This is a genomic window from Pseudomonas sp. LB-090624, assembly GCF_003205205.1.
Taxonomy (GTDB): domain Bacteria; phylum Pseudomonadota; class Gammaproteobacteria; order Pseudomonadales; family Pseudomonadaceae; genus Aquipseudomonas.
This window is the reverse complement of the sequence record NZ_QJRL01000010.1, coordinates 92,864-118,769: the sequence shown is the minus strand read 5'-3', so window position 1 is coordinate 118,769 and position 25,906 is coordinate 92,864. Positions and strand designations below refer to the sequence as shown.

Below are 25,906 nucleotides of genomic sequence, written 5' to 3'. Positions count from 1 at the left end.
GCCATGAGTCGTTCTACTTCCTCCAACCTTACCCAGCGCCTGGCGCCGTGGGCGCTGCCGGTGCTGCTATTGGCCGCCTGGCAGCTGGCGGTCAGCGCCGGCTGGCTGTCGACGCGTATCCTGCCGGCGCCCAGTGCAGTCATCAGCGCCGGCGTCGAACTGGTCCGCAGCGGCGAGATCTGGACGCACCTGGCCATCAGTGGCTGGCGGGCCGGGCTGGGCTTCGTCATCGGTGGCAGCATCGGCCTGGTGCTCGGCTTCATCACGGGCCTTTCGAACTGGGGTGAACGCCTGCTCGACAGCTCGGTACAGATGATCCGCAATGTGCCGCACCTGGCGCTGATCCCGCTGGTAATCCTGTGGTTCGGTATCGACGAGTCGGCAAAGGTCTTCCTGGTCGCGCTGGGCACGTTGTTCCCGATTTATCTGAACACCTACCACGGCATCCGCAACGTCGACCCGGCGTTGGTGGAAATGGCCCGCAGCTATGGCTTGTCTGGCTTCAGCCTGTTTCGCCAGGTGATCCTGCCGGGGGCGCTGCCGTCGATCCTGGTGGGTGTGCGCTTTGCCCTGGGTTTCATGTGGCTGACCCTGATCGTCGCCGAAACCATATCGGCCAATGCCGGCATCGGTTACCTGGCGATGAACGCTCGCGAGTTCCTGCAGACCGATGTGGTGGTCCTGGCCATCGTGCTGTACGCCGTGCTCGGTAAGCTCGCCGACCTCGCCGCTCGCGGCCTGGAGCGTGTGTGGCTGCGCTGGCACCCCGCCTATCAAGTTGCCAGGAAGGAGGGCGCATGACCGTGCTCAAGGAACAGCCGCCACGCCTGCTGCGTGGCATCCCGCTGGCCTCCAACGGCCTGCGCAAGACTTTTGGCCAGCGCGAAGTATTGAAGGGTATCGACCTGCACATTCCGGCCGGCCAGTTCGTTGCCATCGTTGGCCGCAGCGGCTGCGGCAAGAGCACCTTGTTGCGGTTGCTGGCCGGGCTCGACCAGCCCACTGCCGGACAACTGCTGGCCGGTGCTGCGCCGCTGGACGAGGCCCGTGAAGAAACCCGCCTGATGTTCCAGGACGCACGACTGCTGCCGTGGAAGAAAGTGATCGACAACGTTGGTCTTGGCCTGTCTGGCGACTGGCGCCCACGTGCGCTGGATGCCTTGGAGGCGGTCGGCCTGGCCGACCGTGCCCAGGAATGGCCGGCAGCATTGTCTGGCGGCCAGAAGCAGCGTGTGGCGTTGGCGCGGGCGCTCATCCACCAGCCTCGCCTGCTGCTGCTGGACGAGCCGCTCGGCGCGCTGGATGCCCTGACCCGTATCGAGATGCAGCAACTGATCGAGCGCCTGTGGCGTCAACACGGCTTCACCGTATTGCTGGTTACCCACGATGTCAGCGAGGCGGTTGCCGTGGCTGACCGGGTAATCCTGATCGAGGACGGCGAAGTCGGGCTCGACCTCACTGTCGACCTGGCACGGCCCCGGGCGCGTGGTTCGCACCGCTTGGCCGCGCTGGAAAGCGAAGTACTCAACCGTGTTCTGTCGGCCCCGGGCGCCGCGCCCGAGCCGGATCCTGTAGCGCCTTTGCCCACGCAACTGCGTTGGGCGCACTGAATGACTCACTTACCAGACTGAAGCCAAGAGAAGGAAGCAAATCATGACCATCAAAGCCATCAACGTTCGCAACCAGTTCAAAGGCACCGTGAAAGAAATCCTTGAAGGCCCGGTACTGTCGGAAATCGACGTGCAGACCGCCTCGGGCATCGTGACTTCGGTCATCACCACCCGCTCCGTGCGTGAGCTGGAGCTGCAGGTGGGCAGTGAAGTGATTGCCTTTGTGAAGTCGACTGAAGTGTCTATCGCCAAGCTGTGATGCGTTTGCTCGATATTGGGGCTGCTTGCGGCCCCAAATTTCTCAGCTGGAACGCTTGGCCAGAAATGGCGGCAGGTACAACCCCAGATACGCTTCGAACACCCGCTTGCCTTCCTCGGCCATGCGTGGGGTGATCGCTTCATGCAACTGCACCGACCGTGCATACACCCGGTCGCTCAGCTCCATGGCCAAGGCAAATACATCCACATCCAGCGGCATCACCGGCAAGTGAAAATGCTGGTCGAACAACTTGTACATCAAGTCGCCCAGTTCCATATCGTGCTGCCGGTCGGCCTGCACTACTTCGCTCAGCCCATGCTGCGCCAGAATCAACTGCCGCGCCGCCGCATCTTCATTGTAGATATCCAGCATGCGCTGCTCGATCAGCCGGGACAGCTCATGCCACGTGCTGAACGCGCGGTTGTCGATCGGTGCGCTCAAAGCTTCACGGAAAGCCCGGTGGACATCGGCGGTTAACGCCTCGAGCAACGCCGGCACGCTGGCGAAGAAGTGGTACACCGACGACGGTGGAATCTGCGCACGCTCGGCAACGCTGTATATCGACAGCCCGGCCACCCCCAGCTCGGCCAGCAGCTCGCGGGCAGCGGCCAGAATCGCCTCGATCCTGGCCTGGCTGCTGGCGCGTGGCTTGCGCGGGGTGGCGGTACGCGTCATCAGTTGCTGATCGCCAGGATACTGGCCTGGTAGGCACCGACGAACAGGTCGAAGTCACCGACTTCTTCCTGTTCCAGCTCGGACTGCTTGGCCAGCGACTCGCGGGCCAGCGTTTCGTATGCCTGTTGCTGTTCGTGGCTCAGTGGTTGCTCGCGGAACGTCTCGGCGTGAATACGGCTCTGACGCAGCGAGAACTTCACGAAGCTTTCGTCATGCTCGGTCATGCGTGCCAGTACCTGTGCCGAAGGCGTCAGCGAGGCGTCATCGACTTTGGCCTGCTGAGCATCCAGGGCGTTGGCATGCTCATCACCGCCTTGAGCCTGGTCGAGCAGGTTGGCCAGTTGCCGAATGCGCTCTAGCAGCTCGCTGGCCCATTCTTTCAGGCCGACTGGTTGGCCGTTGCGCTGTAGCTCCAGGCCAGGGCGACGGCCTTCCTTGACCACGGTCAGGAAGTTGCTGGTGCACTGGCCGCACTCGCCGTTGTCCAGTTGCGGGCTGTCGTCCAGGGCGCAGAACAGCAGGAACGCGTCGAGGAAGCGCGCTTCGGTGAGGTCGATACCTACCGGCAGGAACGGGTTGATGTCCAGGCAGCGCACTTCCACATACTGCACGCCCCGCGAGGTCAGGGCCTGGATCGGCCGCTCGCCGGTGTAGGTGACGCGCTTGGGGCGGATGTTCGAGTAGTACTCGTTTTCGATCTGCAGAATGTTGGTGTTCAGCTGTACCCACTCGCCGTCGACGTGCGTGCCGACTTCAACGTAAGGCGGGTAGGGCGTGCCCACCGCCTTGCGCAGGCTGTCGGTGTAGCTGGCCAGGTTGTTGTAGCACGGCGTCAGGCCGGCCTGGGCATTGCTCTGGTAGCCCAGGTCGCTCATGCGCAGGCTGGTGGCGTAGGGCAGGTACAGGGTTTCGGCATCCAGCTCTTCCAGCTGGTGCGGTCGGCCACGCATGAAGCCTTTGTCCAGGGCCGGCGAAGCGCCGAACAGGTACATCAGCAGCCAGCTGTAGCGGCGGAAGTTGCGGATCAGCGCAATGTAGGCCGACGACTGGTAGTCGCGGTCATTCTCGCTGCTGCCTTCGGCGGCGCGCAGCAGCGGCCACAGCGCTTCGGGCAGCGAGAAATTGTAATGGATACCGGCGATGCACTGCATGGTGCGGCCGTAACGCAGGGCCAATCCCTTGCGGTAGACGTGCTTGAGCTTGCCGATGTTCGAGGTGCCGTACTCGGCTATCGGGATGTCCTCCTCGGCCGGCAGTGTGCATGGCATCGACGGGCTCCACAGGTATTCGTCGCCGAGCTTGCTGTAGACGAAACGGTGGGTCTGTTCGAGGCTTTCGAGCACCTTGGCCGGGTCGGCCAATGCCGGGGTGATGAACTCCAGCAGCGACTCGGAATAGTCGGTGGTGATCTGCTCGTTGGTCAGGGCCGATCCCAGTGCTTCCGGGTGCGGGGTCTGGGCCAGGCGACCTTCATCGGTTACGCGCAGGCATTCGCGCTCAATACCGTGCAGGCACTGCTTGAGCAGGGGAAGATTGGCGCCGAGCAGGCTCAGGCGGCGGTTGAGGAGTTCGCTCAAGATGTATTCCTTCACGCGTCAGTCGCCCCAATATGGGGGTAGAGATAACGGTCTACAAGGGTAGGAAGAAAGGAACTGGCGTTGTCGCCTGGTTTACGCGGATCCAGCAGTGCCAGCGCACTGCTGAAAATACCGCAGATACTGCTTGGTGAGCTAGAGAACCGCGAAGGTTCCTTGCGCTTTGGCCACCAGCTTGTCGCCCTGGACTACGTCGGCGTCGACCACCAAGGTGCGCCGCCCGGCATGCAGCACCCGAGCAGTGCACAGCACTTCGCCGTCGCTCACGGCGCGCATGTAGTTGATCTTGCACTCGATGGTGACGCTTTGTTGGTCAAAGCCATGGCTGGCCGAGCAGGCCAGGCCCATGGCGATGTCCACCAGGCTGAAGATCGCCCCGCCGTGCAGTTTCTGACCACGGTTACGCAACTGTGGCTCAAGCGCCAGGGCTACCTCGGCAACGCCTGTGTCCAGGCGTTGCAGGCGGCAGCCGAGTAGCTGACTGAAGGCGCTTTCGACGTATTCGCGTGGTACGTCCATCACTTCTTCTTCAGCTGCTTGGCGTTGGCGAACAGCGAGGCCATGGCGTTGTTGGCCGGCGCGGCCGTGGCGGTTTCACGCTGGCGCGGCGCCTGCTGCTGGCGGTTGCCGCCATTACCGCGGTTACCGCCGCGGTTGCCTTCGACCTTCTCGCCCGGGGTGTCGCCCATGCGCATGGACAGGCCGACGCGCTTGCGCGGGATGTCCACTTCCATGACCTTGACCTTGACCACGTCACCTGCCTTGACCGCTTCACGGGGGTCCTTGATGAACTTCTCCGACAGCGCCGAAATGTGCACCAGGCCGTCCTGATGCACGCCGATGTCGACGAAGGCCCCGAAGTTGGTCACGTTGGTCACCACGCCCTCGAGGATCATGCCCGGTTCTAGGTCCTTGAGGTCTTCGACGCCGTCCTGGAAGGTCGCGGTCTTGAACTCGGGGCGTGGGTCGCGGCCGGGCTTGTCCAGCTCCTGCAGGATGTCGGTAACGGTCGGCAGGCCGAAGGTTTCGTCAGTGAACTTCTTCGGGTCGAGGCGCTTGAGGAAGCTGCTGTCGCCGATCAGCGAGCGGATGTCCCGGTCGGTGCCGGCGGCGATCCGCTGCACCAACGGGTAGGCCTCGGGGTGAACTGCCGAGGCGTCCAGCGGGTTGTCGCCGTTCATCACGCGCAGGAAGCCGGCGGCCTGTTCGAACGTTTTTTCACCCAGGCGGCTGACTTTTTTCAGCGCTGCCCGGGTGGCGAACGGGCCATTGGCGTCACGGTGGGCGACAATGTTCTGTGCCAGCGTGGCGTTAAGGCCAGAGATGCGAGTCAGCAGCGCCACCGAGGCGGTGTTCACATCCACGCCCACGGCGTTTACACAGTCCTCGACCACAGCGTCCAGGCCGCGCGCCAGTTTCAGTTGCGACACGTCGTGCTGGTACTGACCGACCCCAATGGATTTTGGGTCGATCTTCACCAGTTCGGCCAGCGGGTCTTGCAAGCGGCGGGCAATCGACACTGCACCCCGGATCGATACGTCCAGGTCCGGGAACTCGCGGGCGGCCAGTTCCGATGCCGAGTACACCGAAGCGCCGGCTTCAGAGACCATGATCTTGGTGATTTTCAGTGCTGGATACTTTTTGACCAGTTCGGCCACCAGCTTGTCGCTCTCGCGGCTGGCGGTGCCATTGCCGATAGCGATCAGCTCCACCGAGTGCTTGGCGCACAGCGCGGCCATGATCGAGAGGGTGCGGTCCCAGTCGTTTTTCGGCGCGTGCGGGTAGACCGTGGTGTGATCCAGCAGCTTGCCAGTGGCGTCGACCACGGCGATCTTGCAGCCGGTGCGCAGGCCCGGGTCGAAGCCCAGGGTGGCGCGCGGGCCGGCCGGTGCGGCCAGCAGCAGGTCGTGCAGGTTGTGGGCGAACACGTTGATCGCCTCGGCTTCGGCATTGTCGCGCAGTTCGCCGAACAGGTCGGTCTCAAGGTGAGTGTACAGCTTGACCTTCCAGGTCCAGCGCACTACCTCGCCGAGCCACTTGTCGGCCGGACGGTTACGGTTTTCGATGCCGACGTGGTTGCCGATCATCAGCTCGCATGGGTGCAGGGTGCCGGGCAGCTCTTCGCCAACCTTCAACGAGGCGCTCAGCACGCCTTCGTTGCGCCCGCGGAAAATCGCCAGGGCGCGGTGCGACGGAGCGCTGCGCAGCAGTTCGTCATGGGCGAAGTAGTCGCGGAACTTGGCGCCTTCCTCTTCCTTGCCTGCCACCACACGGGCGCTGAGCACGGCTTCCTGCTTGAGGAAGCTGCGCAGCTTGTCGAGCAGTGCGGCGTCCTCGGCGAAGCGCTCCATGAGAATGTACTTGGCGCCTTCCAGTGCGGCCTTGACATCGGCCACGCCTTTTTCGGCGTCGACGAAGCGCGCCGCTTCGCTTTCCGGGGTCAGGCCCGGGTCGTTGAACAGGCCGTCGGCCAGCTCGCCGAGGCCGGCCTCCAGGGCAATCTGGCCCTTGGTGCGACGCTTCTGTTTGTACGGCAGGTACAGGTCTTCGAGGCGGGTCTTGGTGTCGGCCAGCTTGATCTCGCGGGCGAGCTCAGGGGTCAGCTTGCCCTGTTCCTCGATGCTGGACAGGATGCTGGCGCGGCGCTCGTCGAGTTCGCGCAGGTAGCGCAGGCGCTCTTCCAGATGGCGCAGCTGGGTGTCGTCCAGGCTACCGGTCACTTCCTTGCGGTAACGGGCGATGAAAGGCACGGTCGAGCCTTCGTCCAACAGGCCCACGGCCGCCTCGACCTGCTGGGGGCGTACGCCCAGTTCCTCGGCGATACGGCTGTTGATGCTGTCCATGTAAACCACCTGACATTTGTGAATACGGGGGTCGCCTGTGGGCTTTTCGCCCGGCGGCGCTGGATGAAAGCCGCGCATTATACCCATCGCAAACGGCTTGCGGTGATGGCGCCCGGCCAGCCGGAACTGGCGCCTGGGGAAAAATCTGCTAACAATGCTCACGGCACGCGTTGCAATGGCTACGCCATAATGCGCGGCGATATCAGAGGAGTTATTCATGACCGGCACCGCAAACACCGCTGAAGGTGACAAGATTCTCATCGTCGACGACGATCCAGGGCTGAGCAGCCTGCTGGAGCGTTTCTTCACCAGCAAGGGCTACCGTGCCCGCGCGGTGCCCAACACCGAACAGATGGACCGCCTGCTGTCGCGGGAGGTGTTCAACCTGGTGGTGCTCGACCTGATGCTGCCGGGCGAGGATGGCCTGTCCGCATGCAAACGCCTGCGCCAGCAGAACAACCAGATCCCGATCATCATGCTGACCGCCAAGGGCGACGAGCTCAGCCGCATCAAGGGTCTGGAGCTGGGCGCCGACGATTACCTGGGCAAGCCGTTCAACCCGGACGAGCTGATGGCGCGGGTCAAGGCCGTGCTGCGCCGCCAGGCACCAAGCGTGCCGGGTGCACCGGGCAGCGAAGACGAGTCGGTCACCTTTGGCGACTACGAGCTGTCGCTGGCAACCCGTGAACTGAAACGTGGGGACGAAGTGCATATGCTCACCACCGGTGAGTTCGCCGTGCTCAAGGCGCTGGTAATGCACGCCCGCGAACCGCTGACCCGCGACAAACTGATGAACCTGGCCCGTGGCCGTGAATGGGATGCGCTGGAGCGCTCAATCGACGTGCAGATTTCGCGCTTGCGTCGCATGATCGAGCCAGACCCGTCCAAGCCACGTTACATTCAGACCGTGTGGGGCGTGGGCTACGTGTTCGTGCCGGACGGCAACGCCGGAAAGTGATGCCTGACCGTCGATGAAAACACCGCTCTGGTTTCCGCAAAGTTTCTTCGCCCGCACCTTGTGGCTGGTGTTGATCGTCGTCCTGTTCTCCAAGGCTCTGACGCTGGTCTACCTGCTGATGAACGAGGACGTACTGGTCGACCGTCAGTACAGTCACGGTGTGGCGCTGACCTTGCGCGCCTATTGGGCTGCCGACGAAGAAAACCGCGACAAGATCGCCGAGGCGGCAGGCCTTATCCGCGTGACCGGCTCAGGTGTGCCCGAAGGTGAGCAGCACTGGCCCTACAGCGAAATCTACCAGCGGCAGATGCAGGCCGAGCTGGGTGAGGACACCGAGGTGCGGTTGCGCATTCATGCGCCACCGGCGTTGTGGGTCAATGCGCCAAGCCTCGGCCCGGGATGGTTGAAGGTGCCGCTTTACCCGCACCCGTTGCGGGGGCAGAAGATCTGGAACGTGCTGGGCTGGTTCCTGGCCATCGGCCTGTTGTCCACAGCCTCGGCTTGGATTTTCGTACGCCAGCTGAACCAGCCGCTCAAGCGGCTGGTGTTTGCTGCCCGCCAGCTGGGCCAGGGGCGCAGTGTGCGCCTGCCGATCAGCGACACACCCAGCGAAATGACCGAGGTGTACAAGGCCTTCAACCAGATGGCCGAAGACGTCGAGCAGGCCGGACGGGAGCGCGAGCTGATGCTGGCCGGGGTTTCCCACGACCTGCGCACGCCGCTGACGCGCCTGCGCCTGTCGCTGTCGTTGCTGAACAGCGACAGCGACTTGAGTGACGACATGGTCCGCGATATCGAGGACATGGATGCGATCCTCGACCAGTTCCTGGCGTTTATCCGCGATGGCCGCGACGAGCCGGTGGAGGAGGTCGACCTGGCTGACCTGGTACGTGAAGTCGTAGCGCCGTACAACCAGCCGCAAGAGCGTGTGCGCCTGTGTCTGGAGCCGATTCCGCCGTTCCCTCTGCGGCGGGTATCGCTCAAGCGCATGTTGGGCAACCTGATCGGCAACGCCCTGCATCATGCCGGCAAGGGGGTCGAAGTGGCTGCCTATGTGTCGGGTGACGAGAGCGCACCGTACGTGGTGCTGAGTGTGCTGGACCGTGGCACCGGGATCGACGAGTCGGAACTGGAGACCATCTTCAATCCGTTCATTCGTGGAGACCGGGCGCGAGGCGGCAAAGGTACCGGGCTGGGGCTGGCGATCGTCAAGCGGATCGCGGCACAGCATGGCGGGAATGTGGAGCTGCGTAACCGGTCTGGCGGGGGTATCGAGGCGCGGGTGCGTTTGCCGCTGGGGCTTTTGCTGCCGCGTAACGCAGTGTGAGGCTCACTGGCCTCTTCGCGGCTTTGGCCGCGAAGAGGCCGGCACAGGCTTACCTCAGCCCTTACCCTTGGTCCGGGTCTGATTAGGCCCGCCATTCTTCTCAAGGTGCTCGATGATCATCCCGGCGACGTTCTTGCCGGTGGTCACCTCTATCCCCTCCAGCCCCGGCGACGAGTTCACCTCCATCACCAGTGGCCCATGGTTGGACCGCAGGATATCCACACCCGCAACACTCAACCCCATCACCTTGGCCGCCCGGATTGCGGTAATCCGTTCCTCAGGGGTGATCTTGATCAGGCTTGCAACGCCCCCACGGTGCAGGTTGGAGCGGAACTCGCCCGGCTTGGCCTGGCGCTTCATCGAGGCAATCACCTTGTCTCCTACCACGAAGCAGCGGATGTCCGCACCGCCGGCCTCCTTGATGTACTCCTGAACCATGATGTTTTGCTTCAGGCCCATGAACGCCTCGATCACGGACTCGGCTGCCTGGGTTGTTTCGCATAGCACGACGCCGATGCCTTGGGTGCCTTCCAGAACCTTGATCACCAGCGGGGCGCCGTTGACCATCTGGATCAGATCGGGGATGTCGTCTGGCGAGTGGGCAAAGCCGGTGATCGGCAGGCCTATACCGCGTCGTGACAACAGCTGCAGCGACCGCAGCTTGTCGCGTGAGCGGGCAATGGCCACTGATTCGTTGAGCGGGTACACACCCATCATTTCGAACTGGCGCAGTACCGCGCACCCATAGAATGTCACCGATGCGCCGATACGCGGGATGACTGCGTCGAAGCCTTCCAGCGGCTTGCCGCGGTAATGGATCTGCGGCTTGTGGCTGGCAATGTTCATGTAGGCCCGCAGGGTATCGATCACCACCATTTCGTGGCCACGCTGGATACCGGCTTCGACCAGGCGGCGGGTGGAATACAGACGCGGATTGCGCGACAGCACAGCGATCTTCATGCAGCACCTGTGACAGGAGAGAGAGTGGCCGGAAAGGCCGGTTTGTCTTGTACGTATTTCAGGCCGGGGTTGACTACAAGTTGGCCGTGGATCAGCGCCTTGGAGCCGAGCAGCAGGCGGTACCGCATGTTCTTGCGGCAGGCCAGGGTGAATTCGACCTCCCACACACCATCGCCCAGCGCCAACGAGGTGCGGATGACATAACGGGTCTGCGCCTGGCCGTTGGAGCTCTTGATGGTTTTCATGGTCACCAGCGGCGCCTCGCACCGCCTGTGACGCAACTGCACCACCGAGCCCAGGTGTGCGGTAAAACGCACCCACGGCTGGCCATCGCGCTCGAACGGTTCCACCTCGGTGGCGTGCAGGCTGGAGGTGCTGGCACCGGTGTCGATCTTGGCGCGTAACCCAGCCACGCCAAGGTCGGGCAGGGCGACCCACTCGCGCAGGCCAATCACAGTCAAATGGTCAAATGTCTTCACTAAGCACACCCTGCGAATGAGGTGGTGAACTGTAAGCATGGCGGGGACTTTTTGCATCCGTATGTGAAGGTAGTACAGTTCGATGAAAGACAGAATCCGAGGTAACGGGATGGCACAAAAAGCCGAAGACGATGACAAGGTTCGCCTGGACAAGTGGCTGTGGGCCGCGCGCTTCTACAAGACGCGAGCGCTGGCCAAGGCGGCGATCGAGAGCGGCAAGGTGCACTGCCGGGGCGAGCGTTGCAAGCCGGGCAAGGAGCCGCGGGTGGGCGACGAATTTGTGCTGCGTACCGGGTTCGATGAACGCACGGTGGTGGTGAAGGCGTTGTCGGTTGTACGACGCGGGGCGCCGGAGGCGCAGACGTTGTATGAAGAGACCGCAGAAAGTGTGCGGCGCCGGGAGCAGGCGGCGGAAATGCGCAAGGCGGGGGCCATGGGGGTGACTACCGATGGGCGGCCGACCAAGAAGCAGCGGCGGCAGATTCACCAGTTGCATGGGAGCTATGACTAGCCTGGGCCGCTTTGCGGCCCATCGCGACACAAGGCCGCTCCCACGGTACTGCGCAAGCCATAGGGTTGTGTCGCCAAAGGGCTGCGCAGCAGCCCCCAAGACTCTAGCGGACCACGGCCATCCGCCCGACCAGCGGTAACCTGGCCAGCAGGTCGAACATGGGCGCCGTCCAGCGCATCAACGCCTCGCTTCCCTTGGCCGCCAGCGGTGTGTAGTAGCTCCAGCCCAACGCCAGCACTGCCATCAGCAACCCGCCGATGTAGTCATCCTGCCCCCAATGGGCACCGGCCACCAGGCGCGGCAGCATGAACAGCAGCGCCAGCCCCCAGACCACCAGGTACTGCACCAGGCGCCGGCTGAACACGCTCATGAAAAGTGCCCAGATCAAAAGCACCGAGGCGTGATCCCCCGGGAAGCTCTTGCTGGAGCGGTCCTTCAGCTCCCAGGCTGCTTCCAGGTTCGGGTAGTAATCACTGAGGTGGACGACGTCGTCGAACATCATCGACGGGCTCTTGTGCTGCCAGCCGGCTGCATCCACCCACTTGGAAAACAGCGCGCGAATCACCACTAAGAGGAGTAGCGTGACCAGAAAGCCGAAAAAGGCCTGACGGACCTGGGCTGCCTTGAACACCCAGTCACCCCGGATGAGTACGGCCAGCAGGATCAGGCCGACGACAATGTCGAACGGGCGCAGGCTGCCCACCGTCCATATGTAGCGCCAGGTGGTGTTGTCGGCCAGCGGGGCATTCAGGCTGTGGAACAGCCACTCGTCGAAAGTCAGGCACAAGATCTGGCCAATGGGCCATAACCAGAAACACAGTAGAGCGATAGGCAGCAGCGTACAGGCTGCCAATGGCCCCAAGGACCACCTTGCTTGGAACAGTGGTCGATTGTCCATAAAATACCTCTATTGCAAACAGGAACCGGAGCGCCTCGTGAGCGCTTTGTCATTGGGTTGTCGCGTGTAGTGCGATAACCCTTGTAATCATTTTGTCATCATTTTCAGATAGCCAAAACCTATGAGCGACTTGCCTGATACCGATTTCACCCAACGTTTCATCTTCGACGAGCGCGATGTGCGCGGCGAGTGGGTGTCTCTCGATGACAGCTACGCCGCGGTGTTGGCGCGTCATGAGTACCCCCAGCCGGTCAAGGCGCTGCTTGGCGAGCTGATGGCTGCCACCGCCTTGCTGGTTGGCGCGATGAAGTTCGATGGCTTGCTGATTTTGCAGGCCCGCTCGGCTGGGCCGATTCCGTTGCTGATGGTGGAGTGTTCCGGCGACCGTGAGATCCGCGGCATGGCCCGCTACGAAGCGGACCAGATCCCTGCGGATGCCACACTCTCGCAGCTGATGCCCGACGGCCACCTGACTCTGACCATCGACCCGGTCAAGGGCCAGCGTTACCAGGGTACCGTCGACCTCGATGGCGCCAACCTCTCGGAGTGTTTCACCAACTACTTCGTCCAGTCCCAGCAGCTGAACACGCGCTTCTGGCTCAATGCCGAAGGTGGCAAGGCGCGTGGCCTGCTGCTTCAGCAACTGCCGCGCGATCGCCAGCCGGATGATGAAGAGCGTGAGGACAGCTGGCAGCACGTGGTCGCTCTGGCGAAGACCCTCAAGCCTGAAGAGTGGGCTGAAAACAACGAAACGCTACTTCACCGCCTGTACCACGAAGATGCAGTACGCCTGTTCGATATCCAGCCGCTGCGCTTCAATTGCAGCTGTTCTCGGGAACGCTCTGGCAATGCGCTGGTCAGTCTGGGCGAGCACGACGCCAAGGCGTTGGTGGAAGAATGTGGCGGGACGGTAGAAATCGATTGCCAGTTCTGCAACGAGCGCTACTTCTTCGATGCCAGCGACGTGGCACAACTGTTTGCGGGTGGCGGCACTGACGTAGCCTCAGAAACTCGTCACTGAAACGTTTAACCACAGGACAATCTCCTGTCGAATTGCGCAAAAGAGCAGTTCTGACAGGAGGGGCCTACTTTTTTTGGGCGTTTCTGGCATAATCCGGCCACTTTTTTCGCTGTAGTAGTTTTTTCAAGACAACTACAAAACGTTTGGAGCACTCGGCCTCGGGCCGGATGGGGTATCTCATGACGCAAGCCAACAACACCGTGTACACCGACCTGAGCGTCGATGAGCTGGTAAAAGAAGCGCTGCAACGCGGTGAAGGCGTATTAGCCGATACTGGCGCACTGGTCGTGGAGACTGGTCACCGTACTGGCCGTTCGCCGGCTGACCGTTTCATCGTCGAAGAACCTTCCACCCAGGACGCCATCTCCTGGGGCCCGATCAACCGCAAGTTCCCGGCCGACAAGTTCGATGCCCTGTGGGCTCGCGTCGAGGCGTTCAACAACGCCCAGGATCACTTCGTCTCCTACGTTCACGTAGGGGCTGCAGCCGAGCACTACCTGCCCGTCAAGATGACCACTCAGACTGCCTGGCAGAACCTGTTCGGCCGTTGCCTGTTCATCAACCCGGAGCAATTCAACCCGGCTGGTCGCGACCAGTGGCAGATCCTCAACGTTGCCAACTTCGTCTGCGAACCTGAGCGTGACGGCACCAATTCCGACGGTTGCGTGATCATCAACTTCGCCCAGAAGAAGGTGCTGATCGCTGGCATGCGCTACGCCGGCGAAATGAAGAAAGCCATGTTCTCGGTGCAGAACTTCCTGCTGCCGGCCGCCGACGTACTGCCAATGCACTGCGCAGCCAACATCGGCGAAGAAGGCGATGTAACCCTGTTCTTCGGCCTGTCCGGCACCGGCAAGACCACCCTGTCGGCTGACGAAAGCCGTTACCTCATCGGTGACGACGAGCACGGTTGGGGCGAAGGCGTTGTCTTCAACATGGAAGGTGGCTGCTACGCCAAGTGCATCGACCTGTCCGAGAAGAACGAGCCGGTCATCTGGAAAGCCATCAAGCACGGTGCGGTGCTGGAAAACGTCGTGCTCGACGCCAACAAGCACGCCGACTACACCGACGTCAGCCTGACCCAGAACAGCCGTGCGGCCTACCCGCTGGAGCACGTTGCCAAGCGTTCCGAAGCGAACCTGGGCGGCGAGCCTAATGCCGTAATCTTCCTGACCTGCGACCTGACCGGTGTTCTGCCTCCGGTGTCGATCCTGAACAATGAGCAGGCGGCTTACCACTTCCTGTCCGGTTACACCGCGCTGGTCGGTTCCACCGAAATGGGCTCGGGCGGCGGCATCAAGTCGACCTTCTCCACCTGCTTCGGCGCACCGTTCTTCCCGCGCCCGGCTGGCGAGTACGCCGAGCTGCTGATCAAGCGTATCAACGGCTTCAACTCCAAGGTCTACCTGGTAAACACTGGCTGGACCGGCGGCGGCTACGGTGTTGGCAAGCGCTTCAGCATCCCGACCACCCGCGCGGTGATCGCTGCAATCCAGAGCGGCGCGCTGGTCGGTGCCGAAACCGAGCACTTGGACATCATCAACCTGGATGTGCCGAAGGCCGTTCCGGGCGTTGAGACCGACCTGCTCAACCCGCGCACCAACTGGGCTGACAAAGCTGCCTACGACGAGGCCGCCAAAGGTCTGGCCAAGCTGTTCATCGAAAACTTCAAGAAGTTCGAAGTTTCCGACGCCATCAAGGCCGCTGGTCCACAGCTGTAAGCTGAACCTGGCTGCAACAAGACCGCCGCCCTCAGGGGCGGCTTTTTTGTTCCTGCAAATCGGTGCGTTCCCACAAGGGATTGCAGGCAGCGGAAATCTGCAATTTCTGTTTCACTGTCAGCATCCATTGCGAAGACAAGAGCCAGACAGATGACCGAATCCCCTCAGCGCACTGCCTTCTCCCACTTCCACCCCATCCTCACCCGCCCTTCGGACAACGACGTCAACGGCCATATCGCCGGTGCCACCGTGCACGGCTTTTTTGAAACTGCTATCCACGCCTTCCTTGTCGAACAGGCCGAGGTGGACCTGCGTGACGGTGAACTGGCAGCATTCGTGGTCAGTTCGGCGGCGGATTTCTACGCATTACCGGGCTTTCCGGACTTGCTGGAGGTGGGGTTGGGCGTGACACGCCTGGCGGGCAGCACAGTAGAGTATCGCCTGGCGCTGTTCCGTCCTGGCGAGCCGGAGGCGTGTGCGGCAGGCACGGTGGTGCAGGTGTTCATCGACCGTGCCAGTGGCCGTCCTGTGGTGTTGCCTGAGTCGCTGCAAGTGATCCTTTCTGGCCTCGTACTCGCCCAGCAGGCATAAAAAAGCCCCGCCGGCAGGGGCGGGGCTTTTGCTACCGGGGCGAGGCCCTCGGCATTAGTCGCGCCAGTGGCGCTTGTGCTTGCGGTGGCCGTAGTGATGGCCACGGTCGTAGTGACGACGGTCGTCGTAGCCGCGACGGTAGCGACGGTCGTCATCGCGGTCGTCTTCGTCGGCCTTGTTGCCCATGTAGTTACCCAGTGCGCCACCGGCACCACCGCCGGCTGCCGCGCCAATGTAGCTACCGGTAGTGCCGCCCACCGAGCGACCGACGACGTTACCGCCCGCAGCACCCAGTGCGCCACCGATAGCGGCTTCACCGCGCTGGCGCTTATCGGCACCCAGGGCACCGCCTGCGGCACCGCCCAGGCCGGCACCAATGGCGCCGCCAGTGCTACCACCGATGGAGTTGCCCACCACGGAGCCCAGTACCCCACCCAATGCGCCGCCGATGCCGGCCTCGGTGGTGCCGCCTGCCATGGCAACGCCGCTGAGCAAGCTGAAAGACAACAACAAAATCGAGGAGTACTTCTTCATCAAGAGAGCCTCATAGGGATGACGAGGCGAATTTGAGGCTAAGCGGCGTGGCTGGCAACGGAAATCCGACGAGTAACACGAGTTGTACACAATTCTCTAAGTTACTGTATTTGCTGTGAAACTTTATCTATTTTCGGCTGTCTGAGACCTTTATGACAAAGCCCTGAACCGCTATGGAACAGGGCTTTTTCATGTCTACAGGATACGCCCGTCGTCCCGAGCGCGCTCCAGTTTGATAGCAATGAACTTCGATGTCGGCGTATGGCTGCCATCGCCAATGCTCTCCAGCGGCACCAGCGGGTTCACCTCAGGGTAGTAAGCCGCGGCCTGGCCTGCCGGGATATCGAACGCCAGCAGGGTGAAGCCATGCACCCGGCGCACATGCTCATCCCCCCACAACGACACGATGTCGACCTTCTGCCCGGGTTGGAAGCCCAGGCGGATGATGTCGGCTTCGTTGGCAAAAATCACTTCGCGCTGGCCACGCACGCCGCGGTAGCGGTCGTCCAGGCCGTAGATGGTGGTGTTGTACTGATCGTGCGAGCGCATCGACTGCATGATCAGGTCCGGTAATTGGCCGCTGGCGCGCACGCGCTCGTCCAGTAGGGTGTCGGGCAGCAGGTTGGCCTTGAAATTGGCGCGGCCCGTGCTGGTCTTCCATTCCCGGCTGGCGGCGCTGTTGCCCAGGTAGAACCCCCCTGGGTGTTGCAAGCGCTGGTTGAAGCCGCTGAAGCCGGCGATGGTGTCGCCGATCAGGTCGCGGATGCGGTCGTAATCGGCAACCAGCCAGTGCCAGTCCACCGGTTTCTTGCCCAGGGTGGCGGCGGCAATGCCGGCAATGACCGCAGGCTCCGAGCGCATCTGTGCCGACAGCGGCTTGAGCTGGCCATTGGAGGCATGCACCATGCTGAACGAGTCTTCCACCGTGACTGCTTGCGGCCCGTCAGCCTGCAGGTCGATGTCGGTGCGGCCCAGGCACGGCAGGATCAGCGCCTGCTTGCCGTGGACCAGGTGGCTGCGGTTGAGCTTGGTGCTGATGTGCACGGTCAGCTCGCAGTTGCGCAATGCTTTGGCAGTACGCTCGGTATCTGGCGTGGCCTGGGCGAAGTTGCCACCCAAGCCGATGAATACCTTCGCCCGGCCGTCGAGCATGGCGTGGATCGCTTCAACGGTATTGTGGCCGTTGTGCCGCGGCACGGGGAAGCCAAAGCGGTTCTCGATGGCGTCCAGCAGCGCCACTGGCGGGCGTTCGTTGATGCCCATGGTGCGATCGCCCTGCACATTGCTGTGGCCACGCACGGGGCAGAGGCCAGCGCCTGGCGCGCCGATGTTGCCGCGCAGCATTTGCAGGTTGACGATTTCCTGGATGGTCGGCACCGAATGGCGGTGCTGGGTGATGCCCATTGCCCAGCACATGATTACCCGTTTGCCACGGCAGTACATGCGCGCGGCCAGCTCGATGTCGGCCAGGCTCAGGCCGGACTGCACCTGGATGTGCTGCCACGGCGTGGCATCGACCACGGCCAGGTATTCGTCAACGCCATGGCCATGTTCGGCAATGAAAGCATGATCGAACACAGCCGGTTCGCCGCTGGCCTGGGCCTCACGCTCCCACTGCAGGACGAACTTGGCCATGCCGCGCAGCATCGCCATGTCGCCGCCCAGGGCCGGGCGGAAGAACGCAGTGTTGGTCGGCCGGTCGCTGTTGGTCAGCATTTCCAGTGGGTTCTGCGGGTGCTGGAAGCGTTCGAGGCCGCGCTCCTTGAGCGGGTTGATGCACACCACCTGAGCGCCACGCTTCACCGCGTCACGCAGCGGGTCGAGCATGCGCGGGTGGTTGGTGCCGGGGTTCTGGCCCCACACAAAAATGGCATCGGCATGCTCGAAGTCGTCGAAGGTGACCGTGCCCTTGCCCACCCCTACACTTTGGCCCAACGCCACGCCGCTGGCCTCGTGGCACATGTTCGAGCAGTCGGGGAAGTTGTTGGTGCCATAGGCCCGCACGAACAGCTGGTAAAGATAGGCCGCTTCGTTGCTGGCGCGCCCCGAGGTATAGAATTCGGCCTGGTCAGGGCTGGCCAGCTTGTTCAGCTCGCGGGCGATCAGGGCGAAGGCGGCGTCCCAGCTGATCGGCTGGTAGCGGTCGCTGATTGGGTCGTAGACCATTGGCTCGGTCAGGCGCCCCTGGTACTCCAGCCAGTAATCGCTCTGCTGCAGCAGGGCTGTAACGCTGTAGCGGGCGAAGAAGGACGCGTCGACGCGACGCTTGGTGGCCTCCCAGTTCACCGCCTTGGCGCCGTTCTCGCAGAACTTGACCATGCCGCTTTCCGGCGAGTCGCCCCAAGCACAGCCAGGGCAGTCGAACCCACCGTTCTGGTTGGTCTTGAGCAGGGCGCGGATGTTCTTCAGCGCGTTGTCGCTGCCGACCCACGCTTTGGCCACGCTGCGCAGTGCACCCCAGCCACCGGCGGGGCCGTGGTAGGGCTTGTAGCGAGGAGGGGAGGCTGGGGTGTTGTCCGGAAGGTGCTGGTACGAGGTCACGGCTGTTACGACTCCGCCGCTGGGCTGTAGACCCGCGGTGCGCTGTGCTTGGGCAAATGGATAAGGTTGAGGTTGTGCTTGCGCGCCCATTGCAGGGCTAGCCCGGTGGGGGCTGAAAGGCTGACCAGTGTCTGGATACCGGCACGCAGTACCTTCTGGATCAGCTCCAGGCTGCAGCGGCTGGTGACGATGGCAAGGCCGCCCTGGCTGTCGATACCTTGGCGCAGCAGGGCGCCGATCAGCTTGTCGAGGGCGTTGTGCCGGCCAATGTCTTCACGCCCGAGCAACAGCTCGCCATGACGGTCCATGAACAGTGCCGCATGCACCGCGCCGCAGTGCTGGCCCAGCGGCTGGAAAGCATCGATGCGCTCGCGCAGCCCGACCAGCCACTGCGCCGGGGGCAGGGGGGCACCCGGCAGCACGGTCAGCTCTGGCAATGCCTGTTCCAGTGCTTCGACTCCACACAGGCCACACCCACTGGTGCCGGCCAGCTGGCGACGCTGGTTTTTCAGGTTCCAGAACGCCCGGCTGGATATTTCCAGGTCGGCGTACATCGCCGAGCCGCTGCCGGAGAGCTTGAGGTCGTAGATTTCCGCGGTGCCTTCGACAATGCCGCTGCCAACGCTAAACCCGACGGCGAAGTCTTCCAGGTCGGTGGGGCTGACCAGCATTACCGCCTGGTTGAGGCCGTTGTAGACAATGGCCAGCGCCACCTCTTCGGCCAGCGGCGTGCTGTCACGTTTGCTGTCGTTGAGCTGGACGTAATCGTAGGTGTTGCTGGCGGCGGGCATGGCCAAGGGCGATGAGGCCGCGCAGACCGGTGGTTTGCTGTTCATCGGGGCAGGCTGTTCATTCGGCGGCTTGGTGATAGCACAAGCCTAGGCGTGCGGGCCGGCGGCGTCTAATTGCTAGGGTCTATGCCTTGATAGAGCGCGTCGATTGGTCGCAGGGGGCGGCGGGAGGAAAGCTGGCCTAGACTGCTGAGTCCGAGGTTTCGTCAACAAGGAGAGCGCTATGAGCTTGTTCAGTTTCGTGAAGGAAGCGGGCGAGAAGTTGATCGACCTGCTGACCCCAGGCAATGCCAATGCCGAGGAGCAGCTGAAAAAACACGTGGAAAGTGTCGGCCTGGGCAATCCGAACATCACCGCCACTGTAGAGGGCGACAAGATCATCCTCAAGGGTGAGGTGGCCAGCCAGGAGGAGAAGGAAAAGATCATTCTCGCCGCCGGCAACATCAATGGTGTGGCCAGCGTGGATGACCAGATCACCGTGACGGGGCCAGTAGTGAAGGCGGCCAGGTTCGTTACAGTGAAAAAGGGTGACACGTTGTCGGCCATTTCGATCGTGGTTTATGGCAACGCCAACCAGTACAACAAGATCTTCGAGGCCAACAAGCCGATGCTCTCGCACCCGGACAAGATCTATCCGGGGCAGGTGCTGCGTATTCCTGATTGATCTCTGAAGTCTGTACCGGCCCCTTCGCGGGCATGCCCGCGAAGGGGGCCTCACAGGCCTATCACTAATTCCCGGTAATCCTCGACCGCTGGAAACTCTTCGGTATCCCGCGGCCCTGCCTTGCTATCCGGCTGCCGCACCGCCAGCAGGTGCCCAACACCAAACCGCCGCGCACTGCGCAATATCGCCAGGGTGTCATCGATGAACAGGCTACGCCCCGGCTCGAAACCAATATCCGCCTGCAAGGCATCCCAGAACTGCGGGCTCTCTTTTGGGTAACCGTAGTCATGCGAGCTGATCAGCCGCTCGAAATACGGCGCCAGTTCCACCCGCTCCAGCTTCAGCGACAGCGAATCCCGGTGTGCATTGGTGATCATCACAACCCGTTTGCCGGCCTTGCGAATCGCTGCCAAGAAGGTATCGGCATCTGGGCGCAGGGCGATAAGGTCGGCAATTTCCCGCTTCATCTCGCGGATCGGCAGCTTTAGCTCACGGCTCCAGAAGTCCAGGCAATACCAGTTCAGTGTGCCGGCATTGCGCTCGAACAGCGGTTGCAACTCCATTTCAGCCATGGCCCGGCTTACCCCGTGCAGCTCGGCATAGCGCTGGGGCAGGTGGTGCAGCCAGAAGCGGTTGTCGTAATGCAGGTCGAGCAGGGTGCCGTCCATATCCAGCAGAACGGTATCGATGGCAGACCAGGGAAGAACAGGCATGGGAAACTCTCGATCAGTCGGCAAGCCACGGTATAGTAACCCGTTCACGCCAAGGAGCCGCCCCATGCGCCAGAAACCCACCGTCCTCAGCCGCGAAATCGTCGCCAGCAGCCGCCTGTTTCGCGTCGAAGCCGTGCAATTGCGCTTCAGCAATGGCAACGAGCGTACCTACGAGCGCCTGGTAGGCCGGGGTAACGGGTACGGCGCGGTGATGATCGTGGCCATGCTCGACGCCGAGCACGCTGTGCTGGTCGAGGAATACTGTGGTGGCACCGACGAGTACGAGCTGTCGTTGCCCAAGGGCCTGATCGAGCCGGGCGAAGATGTGCTGGCGGCAGCCGACCGGGAGCTCAAGGAAGAAGCCGGTTTTGGCGCGCGCCAGCTGGAACATCTGACCGAGCTGTCACTGTCACCGGGCTACATGAGCCAGAAGATCCAGGTGGTACTGGCCAGCGACCTGTACGAAGCGCATCTGGAAGGCGATGAGCCGGAGCCGATGCGGGTCGACAAGGTCAACCTGCGCGAGCTGTCGGCGCTGGCCATGCACCCGCAGTTCACCGAGGGCCGCGCGCTGGCAGCGTTGTACCTGGCGCGTGACCTGCTGACCCAGCGGGGGCTGCTGGAGCTATGAACGACCTGCAACTGATGCATGAGGCGGTCAAGCTGGCGCTGGCCGCAGGCGAGGCGATCCTGCCGTTCTGGCGCGCCGATGTGGCGGTGACCAACAAGGCCGATGACTCGCCGGTGACCGCTGCCGACCTGGCGGCGCACCGGGTGATTGCCGATGGCCTGTTGGCCTTGGCGCCGCAGGTTCCTGTGCTGTCCGAAGAGGACTGCAACATTCCGTTGGCCGAGCGTGAGGGCTGGAGCCGCTGGTGGCTGGTCGACCCGCTCGATGGCACCAAGGAGTTCATTGCTGGCAGCGAGGAGTTCACGGTCAACATCGCCCTGATCGAGAACGGCGAGGTGGTGTTCGGCGTAGTGTCGATGCCCACCAATGGGCGCTGCTATTTCGGTGGGCGCGGTTTGGGGGCCTGGCGTGCAGATGCCGATGACGCAGCCCAACCGATCCAGGTCCGCAACGCACCCGCGCCAGGCGAGCGGTTCACCGTGGTTGCCAGCCGTCGACACTCCAGCCCGGAACAGGAAGCGCTGTTGGCCGGCCTGGGGGCTGCGGTGGGTCAGCTGGAACTGGCCAATATTGGCAGCTCGTTGAAGTTCTGCCTGTTGGCTGAGGGCAGTGCCGATTGTTATCCGCGCCTGGCGCCGACTTCGCAGTGGGACACTGCAGCGGCGCAGGGTGTGGTGGAGGGCGCCGGTGGCGAGGTGATCGGGCTGGATGGCTTGCCGTTCCGGTATCCGCCGCGTGAGTCGCTGCTCAATCCGTATTTCCTGGCATTGCCCGCCAATGCGGCATGGCGCCAGGCCTTCCTGAACCTGATCTAACTGGCTCCCACAGGTACACCCTATTCCCCCCACCCTTCCCATACCTGTGGGACTCTGACAGCCTCCAGGCTTCAGCGGTGCAGCACGTACTGGCCGCTGAATTTCACCGCGGGTTCGTCACTATCGGCATTGCTCACCGTGGTCTGCAGCGTCAGCCGCGCCCGGCCACGCCGCTGGTACAGGTTCAGGAACCGCTCCCAGACCTTCTCGTCCGGCGCCGCACAGCGCGCCAGCGCTGCGCCGGTTACCGGCAACGGATAACTGATCTGCCCTTCCTGAATGACGATATGCCCGTCGTCTATCCCCAGTTCGCGCAGCCGCAGGTGCAGCCAGCCCCAACCTGCCAGCACTGCCGCGCAGTACAGGCTGCCGCCGAACATGGTGCTCTTGTGGTTGACGTTGGGCGCCAGTGGCAACTGCAATTGCAGAGTGTGCTGCTGCCAACCTATCACTTCCATGCCCATTTCGCGGGTCAGGGGGATGTCGCTGTGCAGTACGGACTGCAGGTACTGGCTATCGGTGCTCATCAACGGTGGTCCTCTTGGTCGTCATGCCCGCCGCTACCGCCGTCAAAGCTCAGGCCATGCTTGCGCAGCTTGTCGTGCAGGGTCTTGCGGGGTATGCCCAGCGCCTCGGCCAGGCTGCGCATGGAGCTGTGTGGCTGGGCCAGTTCGGCCGCGATCAGCGAGCGCTCGAATTGCTCTACCTGCTCACTGAGGTTGCCGCTCGGCATTGGCTGTGCCGGTGCGGCCGCTGGCGGTGCCTGGCCGTCCAGGGCCAGTTCCAGGCCAAGGGCGAAACGCTCGGCGGCGTTCTGCAACTCGCGCACATTGCCTGGCCAGCCGTGGCGTAGCAGCAGGGCACGTTGTGCCGGTTGCAGGGTGTGCGGCGCCAGGCCATGGCGCTGGCTGGCGGCGTCGGCAAAGTGCTGGAACAACACCAGAATGTCATCGCCGCGTTCACGCAGCGGTGGGATACGCAGCGGTGCCACGTTCAGGCGGTAATACAGGTCGGCGCGAAAGCGCCCTTGGTCGGCGGACTGGCGCAGGTCTTCCTTGGTCGCGGCGATGATGCGGATATCCAGTGGGATCAGCTGGTTGCCGCCGAGTCGCTCGACCACCCGTTCCTGCAACATGCGCAGCAGTTTTACCTGTACATCCAGGCTCATGCTCTCGATTTCGTCGAGGAACAGCGTGCCGCCATTGGCGAATTCGAACTTGCCGATACGGCGTTTTTGCGCGCCAGTAAACGCACCGGGTTCATGGCCGAACAGCTCGCTTTCGACCACCGACTCGGCCAGTGCTCCGGCGTTGATCGCCACGAACGGCCCGTCGCGGCGGCTGGACAGGTCGTGCAGGGCGCGGGCCACTACCTCTTTGCCCGCGCCGGTCTCACCAAGGATCAGCACATCGGCGCGGGTGCCGGCCAGGGCGCCGATCTGCTCGCGCAGGCGCAGCATGGATGGCGAATGACCGACCAGGCGGGTGGCCAGTTGCTGGCGGTCGCTCAGTGCCAGGCGCAGGCTGCGGTTGTCCAGTACCAGCCGACGCAGGGCCAGGGCCCGGCGCACGCTGTCGAGCAGCGCGTCCGTAGCGAAGGGTTTTTCCAGAAAGTCATAAGCCCCGGCACGCATTGCCTGCACCGCTAGCGGCACGTCGCCATGGCCGGTGATCAACAGTACCGGCAGCTCGCTGTCACGGCCGTGCAATTGTTCCAGCAACTGCAGGCCATCGATGCCGGGCATGCGGATGTCGGTGACCACCACACCGGGCCAGTCGGCCTCGATACGGTCAGCCAAGCCTTGGGCATCGGCCAGGGCGACCACCTTGAGCCCCGCCAGGTCCAGGGTCTGGCTCAGCGCCTGGCGAAGGTGCGGGTCATCGTCCACCAGGATGACCTGGGCTTGGCTGTCTATCAGTGTCTCGGTGGTCATGCCGAGGGGTCCTCCGAATTGGGCAAGGTAGCGCCAGGCGCGGCCACACGCAGCTGCAAGGTCAGCAGGGCGCCACCTTCCGGGTGGTTGGCCAGCAGCAGTTCACCACCCAGGGCGCGCATCAGGCTTTCGCAGATGGCCAACCCCAGGCCCAGGCCCTGAGTGCGGGTCTTGGTGGTGAAGAACGGCTCCTTGGCGTGCTCCAGGGCCTGGCGGCTGAAACCGGGGCCATTGTCGCGGATGTACAGGTAGACGCAGTCATCCCGCTGCTCGGCACTCAGCCACAGGCGCCTCGGGTTGGCTTTTTCGGTCAAGGCGTCGAGTGCGTTGGCCAGCAGGTTGCCCAGCACCTGGCGCAGGCGGGTTTCGCCGGCCTGTACCCACAATGTTGCTTCCGGCAGGTCGCGAATCAGCTCCACGGCCATCGCCCGGCGGCGCTTGGCCAGCAGTGCCAGGGCATCGTCCAGGGCTGGCTGCAGGGCCACGCTTTCCGGAGCATGGCGGTCGCGGCGGGCGAACGCGCGCAGGTGGGCGATGATCGAGGCCATGCGGCCGGTCAGCTCTCCGATCAGCTTGAGGTTGCCGCGGGCGTCTTCGGTGCGCTGGTGATCGAGCAGGATTTCGGCGTTCTCCGCATAGCTGCGAATAGCCGCCAGCGGCTGGTTGAGCTCATGGCTGATGCTGGCCGACATGGTGCCGAGGACCGATAGCTTGCCGGCCTGAACCAGTTCGTCTTGGGCGCGCACGGCCTCCTGCTGGGCGTTCTCGCGTTCCAGCACGGCAAGCTTGAGGCGGGTGTTGAGGCCTTCGAGGTCGGCCGTGCGTTCGGCTACGCGCTTTTCCAGTTCCTGGCGGCCACGGGCCTCGAAGTCGATGCGGTCGATGTAGTGGCGGCGCCGCTGCATCACCAGCCCGGCCAGCAGCATTACCACCAGCAAGGTACCGGCACCGATGGCCGTCACTGTCTGTACAGAACGGTCGACCAGTATGCGCGGGGCGAGGATGCTCACCTGCCAGCCGGTTTCCTTGATATCACGGGTCTGAGTGAGCCACGCGTCTGGGTTGAGCACAAGCGGTTGCGGGGCCTGGGTAGGGTAGGGCTGGATAGCGATGATCGCCTGGCGTTCGGCCTCGCTCAGCGCGCGGGTGGCACGGAAGCGCCAGTCAGGACGCGAAGTGAGGATGACCACGCCATTGTGATCGGTCAGCAACAACTGCTCGGGGGTACGGCCCCAGAGGGTTTCGGTGTGGTCGAGATCGACCTTGACTACCAGCACGCCAACGATGCGCTCGCGGTCGCGCACGGCGGCGGCGAAGAAGTAGCCACGTTTGGCCGAAGTGGTGCCCTGGCCGAAAAAGCGCCCCAGATGGCCGGCCATGGCTTCGTTGAAGTAGGGGCGGAAGGCGAAATTGCGGCCGACGAAGCTGTCGTGCTTGTCCCAATTGGAGGCCGCCAGCGTGTTGCCGCTGACGTCCATCAGGTACATCACCTCGGCACCGGTCTGCTGCACGATATTCTTGAGCAGGCGGTTGGCGTTGGTCACCGCTTCCAGGCGGAAAGGGTCGGCCAGTACGCCACGCAACGCCGGCAGGTCGCCGAGGATCTGCGGCAGGGTTTCGTAGCGGTGCAGGGTGCCGAGCAGGTTGGCGACATACAGGTCGAGGGTCTGGCGGTTCTGCGAGGCCAGTTCGTCCTGATAATAGCGTTCGGCAAGGTGGTGCAGCGGCCAGAGTAACGGGGCCAGGCACAGGGCCAACAGGGCCAGGCTGCGCCAGCGGGGACGGCGTGGGGGCGTGGGTTTTGCAATCATCACGTAAATGCGCCAGAAAAGTCTG

At 63.1% G+C, this 25,906-nt stretch carries 26 protein-coding genes; 12 read left to right on the top strand and 14 right to left on the bottom strand.

What is annotated here, in order from left to right:
• The first annotated feature begins 3 nt into the window (after positions 1-3).
• The 3 genes from ssuC to DMX11_RS12590 are packed head-to-tail and all read left to right on the top strand — an operon-like array spanning position 4 to position 1,869.
• Positions 4-801: an aliphatic sulfonate ABC transporter permease SsuC gene (gene ssuC / locus DMX11_RS12600; protein WP_110744819.1), complete on the top strand. Its 798-nt coding sequence runs from the start codon at positions 4-6 to the stop codon at positions 799-801.
• Positions 798-1,610 carry an aliphatic sulfonates ABC transporter ATP-binding protein gene (gene ssuB / locus DMX11_RS12595; RefSeq protein WP_110744818.1) on the top strand — a complete coding sequence of 271 codons (813 nt, stop codon included), beginning with the start codon at positions 798-800 and terminating at the stop codon, positions 1,608-1,610. The genes ssuC and ssuB overlap by 4 nt, the downstream gene beginning before the upstream one ends.
• 43 nt (positions 1,611-1,653) lie before the next feature.
• A complete protein-coding gene (locus DMX11_RS12590) occupies positions 1,654-1,869 on the top strand; it encodes a molybdopterin-binding protein (RefSeq protein WP_003255829.1) in 216 nt (71 codons plus the stop codon).
• 42 nt (positions 1,870-1,911) lie between these two features.
• Here DMX11_RS12590 and DMX11_RS12585 read toward each other — a convergent pair whose 3' ends face one another.
• The 4 genes from DMX11_RS12585 to DMX11_RS12570 all read right to left on the bottom strand — a co-directional run bounded on the left by DMX11_RS12585 (position 1,912) and on the right by DMX11_RS12570 (position 6,982).
• On the bottom strand, positions 1,912-2,544 hold the full coding sequence (locus tag DMX11_RS12585; RefSeq protein ID WP_110744817.1) for a TetR/AcrR family transcriptional regulator: 633 nt from the start codon (positions 2,542-2,544) through the stop codon (positions 1,912-1,914).
• Positions 2,544-4,121 carry a glutamate--cysteine ligase gene (gene gshA, locus DMX11_RS12580; protein WP_177410740.1) on the bottom strand — a complete coding sequence of 526 codons (1,578 nt, stop codon included), beginning with the start codon at positions 4,119-4,121 and terminating at the stop codon, positions 2,544-2,546. The genes DMX11_RS12585 and gshA overlap by 1 nt, the downstream gene beginning before the upstream one ends.
• A 153-nt stretch (positions 4,122-4,274) precedes the next feature.
• A complete protein-coding gene (locus DMX11_RS12575; RefSeq protein ID WP_050580765.1) occupies positions 4,275-4,658 on the bottom strand; it encodes a PaaI family thioesterase in 384 nt (127 codons plus the stop codon).
• Positions 4,658-6,982, bottom strand: a complete 2,325-nt coding sequence (locus tag DMX11_RS12570) for a Tex family protein (RefSeq protein WP_110744815.1) — start codon at positions 6,980-6,982, stop codon at positions 4,658-4,660. Before DMX11_RS12570 ends, DMX11_RS12575 begins: the two co-directional genes overlap by 1 nt.
• Before the next feature lie 217 nt (positions 6,983-7,199).
• Here DMX11_RS12570 and ompR point away from each other — a divergent pair, with 217 nt between their 5' ends.
• Both ompR and DMX11_RS12560 read left to right on the top strand, forming a co-directional pair.
• On the top strand, positions 7,200-7,940 hold the full coding sequence (gene ompR, locus DMX11_RS12565) for a two-component system response regulator OmpR (RefSeq protein ID WP_110744814.1): 741 nt from the start codon (positions 7,200-7,202) through the stop codon (positions 7,938-7,940).
• Positions 7,941-7,953: 13 nt separating this feature from the next.
• A complete protein-coding gene (locus DMX11_RS12560) occupies positions 7,954-9,267 on the top strand; it encodes an ATP-binding protein (protein WP_110744813.1) in 1,314 nt (437 codons plus the stop codon).
• Positions 9,268-9,321: 54 nt separating this feature from the next.
• Here DMX11_RS12560 and rimK read toward each other — a convergent pair whose 3' ends face one another.
• Both rimK and DMX11_RS12550 read right to left on the bottom strand, forming a co-directional pair.
• A complete protein-coding gene (rimK, locus tag DMX11_RS12555; RefSeq protein WP_008099005.1) occupies positions 9,322-10,227 on the bottom strand; it encodes a 30S ribosomal protein S6--L-glutamate ligase in 906 nt (301 codons plus the stop codon).
• On the bottom strand, positions 10,224-10,706 hold the full coding sequence (locus DMX11_RS12550; RefSeq protein WP_041166351.1) for an ATP-dependent zinc protease: 483 nt from the start codon (positions 10,704-10,706) through the stop codon (positions 10,224-10,226). Before DMX11_RS12550 ends, rimK begins: the two co-directional genes overlap by 4 nt.
• Positions 10,707-10,815: 109 nt before the next feature.
• Here DMX11_RS12550 and DMX11_RS12545 point away from each other — a divergent pair, with 109 nt between their 5' ends.
• A complete protein-coding gene (locus DMX11_RS12545; protein ID WP_110744812.1) occupies positions 10,816-11,217 on the top strand; it encodes an RNA-binding S4 domain-containing protein in 402 nt (133 codons plus the stop codon).
• A gap of 103 nt (positions 11,218-11,320) precedes the next feature.
• Here the strand turns inward: DMX11_RS12545 and DMX11_RS12540 are convergent, their stop codons facing one another.
• Entirely contained in the window at positions 11,321-12,115 is a 795-nt protein-coding gene (locus DMX11_RS12540; protein ID WP_110744811.1) for a phosphatase PAP2 family protein, read from the bottom strand.
• Positions 12,116-12,236: 121 nt separating this feature from the next.
• Between DMX11_RS12540 and hslO the strand changes: the two genes are divergently transcribed.
• The 3 genes from hslO to DMX11_RS12525 all read left to right on the top strand — a co-directional run bounded on the left by hslO (position 12,237) and on the right by DMX11_RS12525 (position 15,448).
• The gene (gene hslO / locus DMX11_RS12535) at positions 12,237-13,136 is read left to right on the top strand and encodes an Hsp33 family molecular chaperone HslO (RefSeq protein ID WP_110744810.1); all 900 of its coding nucleotides are present in this window, start codon (positions 12,237-12,239) and stop codon (positions 13,134-13,136) included.
• A gap of 179 nt (positions 13,137-13,315) precedes the next feature.
• A complete protein-coding gene (locus DMX11_RS12530; protein WP_110744809.1) occupies positions 13,316-14,857 on the top strand; it encodes a phosphoenolpyruvate carboxykinase in 1,542 nt (513 codons plus the stop codon).
• Between the two features lie 150 nt (positions 14,858-15,007).
• Positions 15,008-15,448 (top strand): thioesterase family protein, encoded by a 441-nt coding sequence (locus DMX11_RS12525; protein WP_110744808.1) that lies wholly within the window; start codon positions 15,008-15,010, stop codon positions 15,446-15,448.
• Between the two features lie 54 nt (positions 15,449-15,502).
• Here DMX11_RS12525 and DMX11_RS12520 read toward each other — a convergent pair whose 3' ends face one another.
• The 3 genes from DMX11_RS12520 to fdhD all read right to left on the bottom strand — a co-directional run bounded on the left by DMX11_RS12520 (position 15,503) and on the right by fdhD (position 19,359).
• The gene (locus tag DMX11_RS12520) at positions 15,503-15,982 is read right to left on the bottom strand and encodes a glycine zipper domain-containing protein (RefSeq protein WP_110744807.1); all 480 of its coding nucleotides are present in this window, start codon (positions 15,980-15,982) and stop codon (positions 15,503-15,505) included.
• A gap of 195 nt (positions 15,983-16,177) precedes the next feature.
• Positions 16,178-18,523 (bottom strand): FdhF/YdeP family oxidoreductase, encoded by a 2,346-nt coding sequence (locus DMX11_RS12515; RefSeq protein WP_110744806.1) that lies wholly within the window; start codon positions 18,521-18,523, stop codon positions 16,178-16,180.
• Between the two features lie 5 nt (positions 18,524-18,528).
• Positions 18,529-19,359, bottom strand: coding sequence for a formate dehydrogenase accessory sulfurtransferase FdhD (gene fdhD, locus DMX11_RS12510; RefSeq protein ID WP_110744805.1), 831 nt, complete (start codon positions 19,357-19,359; stop codon positions 18,529-18,531).
• A 178-nt stretch (positions 19,360-19,537) separates the two neighbouring features.
• Between fdhD and lysM the strand changes: the two genes are divergently transcribed.
• Positions 19,538-19,978: a peptidoglycan-binding protein LysM gene (lysM, locus tag DMX11_RS12505; protein WP_110744804.1), complete on the top strand. Its 441-nt coding sequence runs from the start codon at positions 19,538-19,540 to the stop codon at positions 19,976-19,978.
• Positions 19,979-20,028: 50 nt separating this feature from the next.
• Here lysM and yrfG read toward each other — a convergent pair whose 3' ends face one another.
• A complete protein-coding gene (yrfG, locus tag DMX11_RS12500; RefSeq protein ID WP_110744803.1) occupies positions 20,029-20,691 on the bottom strand; it encodes a GMP/IMP nucleotidase in 663 nt (220 codons plus the stop codon).
• Between the two features lie 64 nt (positions 20,692-20,755).
• Here yrfG and nudE point away from each other — a divergent pair, with 64 nt between their 5' ends.
• Together nudE and cysQ are read left to right on the top strand one after the other, a co-directional pair.
• A complete protein-coding gene (nudE, locus tag DMX11_RS12495) occupies positions 20,756-21,322 on the top strand; it encodes an ADP compounds hydrolase NudE (RefSeq protein WP_110744802.1) in 567 nt (188 codons plus the stop codon).
• Positions 21,319-22,137 carry a 3'(2'),5'-bisphosphate nucleotidase CysQ gene (gene cysQ / locus DMX11_RS12490; protein WP_110744801.1) on the top strand — a complete coding sequence of 273 codons (819 nt, stop codon included), beginning with the start codon at positions 21,319-21,321 and terminating at the stop codon, positions 22,135-22,137. Before nudE ends, cysQ begins: the two co-directional genes overlap by 4 nt.
• Positions 22,138-22,208: 71 nt before the next feature.
• Here the strand turns inward: cysQ and DMX11_RS12485 are convergent, their stop codons facing one another.
• From DMX11_RS12485 to DMX11_RS12475, 3 genes are read right to left on the bottom strand one after another with little or no spacing between them, the layout of a single operon-like run.
• The gene (locus DMX11_RS12485; RefSeq protein ID WP_110744800.1) at positions 22,209-22,664 is read right to left on the bottom strand and encodes a YiiD C-terminal domain-containing protein; all 456 of its coding nucleotides are present in this window, start codon (positions 22,662-22,664) and stop codon (positions 22,209-22,211) included.
• On the bottom strand, positions 22,664-24,070 hold the full coding sequence (locus DMX11_RS12480) for a sigma-54 dependent transcriptional regulator (protein ID WP_110744799.1): 1,407 nt from the start codon (positions 24,068-24,070) through the stop codon (positions 22,664-22,666). The genes DMX11_RS12485 and DMX11_RS12480 overlap by 1 nt, the downstream gene beginning before the upstream one ends.
• Positions 24,067-25,881 (bottom strand): ATP-binding protein, encoded by a 1,815-nt coding sequence (locus tag DMX11_RS12475; protein WP_110744798.1) that lies wholly within the window; start codon positions 25,879-25,881, stop codon positions 24,067-24,069. Before DMX11_RS12475 ends, DMX11_RS12480 begins: the two co-directional genes overlap by 4 nt.
• Positions 25,882-25,906 lie beyond the last annotated feature (25 nt).

Coding starts and splice junctions, on each gene's coding strand:
- ssuC (WP_110744819.1), top strand. CDS start 4: ATGAGTCGTTCTACTTCCTCCAACCTTACCCAGCGCCTGGCGCCGTGG.
- ssuB (WP_110744818.1), top strand. CDS start 798: ATGACCGTGCTCAAGGAACAGCCGCCACGCCTGCTGCGTGGCATCCCG.
- DMX11_RS12590 (WP_003255829.1), top strand. CDS start 1,654: ATGACCATCAAAGCCATCAACGTTCGCAACCAGTTCAAAGGCACCGTG.
- DMX11_RS12585 (WP_110744817.1), bottom strand. CDS start 2,544: ATGACGCGTACCGCCACCCCGCGCAAGCCACGCGCCAGCAGCCAGGCC.
- DMX11_RS12575 (WP_050580765.1), bottom strand. CDS start 4,658: ATGGACGTACCACGCGAATACGTCGAAAGCGCCTTCAGTCAGCTACTC.
- DMX11_RS12570 (WP_110744815.1), bottom strand. CDS start 6,982: ATGGACAGCATCAACAGCCGTATCGCCGAGGAACTGGGCGTACGCCCC.
- ompR (WP_110744814.1), top strand. CDS start 7,200: ATGACCGGCACCGCAAACACCGCTGAAGGTGACAAGATTCTCATCGTC.
- DMX11_RS12560 (WP_110744813.1), top strand. CDS start 7,954: ATGAAAACACCGCTCTGGTTTCCGCAAAGTTTCTTCGCCCGCACCTTG.
- rimK (WP_008099005.1), bottom strand. CDS start 10,227: ATGAAGATCGCTGTGCTGTCGCGCAATCCGCGTCTGTATTCCACCCGC.
- DMX11_RS12545 (WP_110744812.1), top strand. CDS start 10,816: ATGGCACAAAAAGCCGAAGACGATGACAAGGTTCGCCTGGACAAGTGG.
- DMX11_RS12540 (WP_110744811.1), bottom strand. CDS start 12,115: ATGGACAATCGACCACTGTTCCAAGCAAGGTGGTCCTTGGGGCCATTG.
- hslO (WP_110744810.1), top strand. CDS start 12,237: ATGAGCGACTTGCCTGATACCGATTTCACCCAACGTTTCATCTTCGAC.
- DMX11_RS12530 (WP_110744809.1), top strand. CDS start 13,316: ATGACGCAAGCCAACAACACCGTGTACACCGACCTGAGCGTCGATGAG.
- DMX11_RS12525 (WP_110744808.1), top strand. CDS start 15,008: ATGACCGAATCCCCTCAGCGCACTGCCTTCTCCCACTTCCACCCCATC.
- DMX11_RS12520 (WP_110744807.1), bottom strand. CDS start 15,982: ATGAAGAAGTACTCCTCGATTTTGTTGTTGTCTTTCAGCTTGCTCAGC.
- fdhD (WP_110744805.1), bottom strand. CDS start 19,359: ATGAACAGCAAACCACCGGTCTGCGCGGCCTCATCGCCCTTGGCCATG.
- lysM (WP_110744804.1), top strand. CDS start 19,538: ATGAGCTTGTTCAGTTTCGTGAAGGAAGCGGGCGAGAAGTTGATCGAC.
- yrfG (WP_110744803.1), bottom strand. CDS start 20,691: ATGCCTGTTCTTCCCTGGTCTGCCATCGATACCGTTCTGCTGGATATG.
- nudE (WP_110744802.1), top strand. CDS start 20,756: ATGCGCCAGAAACCCACCGTCCTCAGCCGCGAAATCGTCGCCAGCAGC.
- cysQ (WP_110744801.1), top strand. CDS start 21,319: ATGAACGACCTGCAACTGATGCATGAGGCGGTCAAGCTGGCGCTGGCC.
- DMX11_RS12485 (WP_110744800.1), bottom strand. CDS start 22,664: ATGAGCACCGATAGCCAGTACCTGCAGTCCGTACTGCACAGCGACATC.
- DMX11_RS12480 (WP_110744799.1), bottom strand. CDS start 24,070: ATGACCACCGAGACACTGATAGACAGCCAAGCCCAGGTCATCCTGGTG.
- DMX11_RS12475 (WP_110744798.1), bottom strand. CDS start 25,881: ATGATTGCAAAACCCACGCCCCCACGCCGTCCCCGCTGGCGCAGCCTG.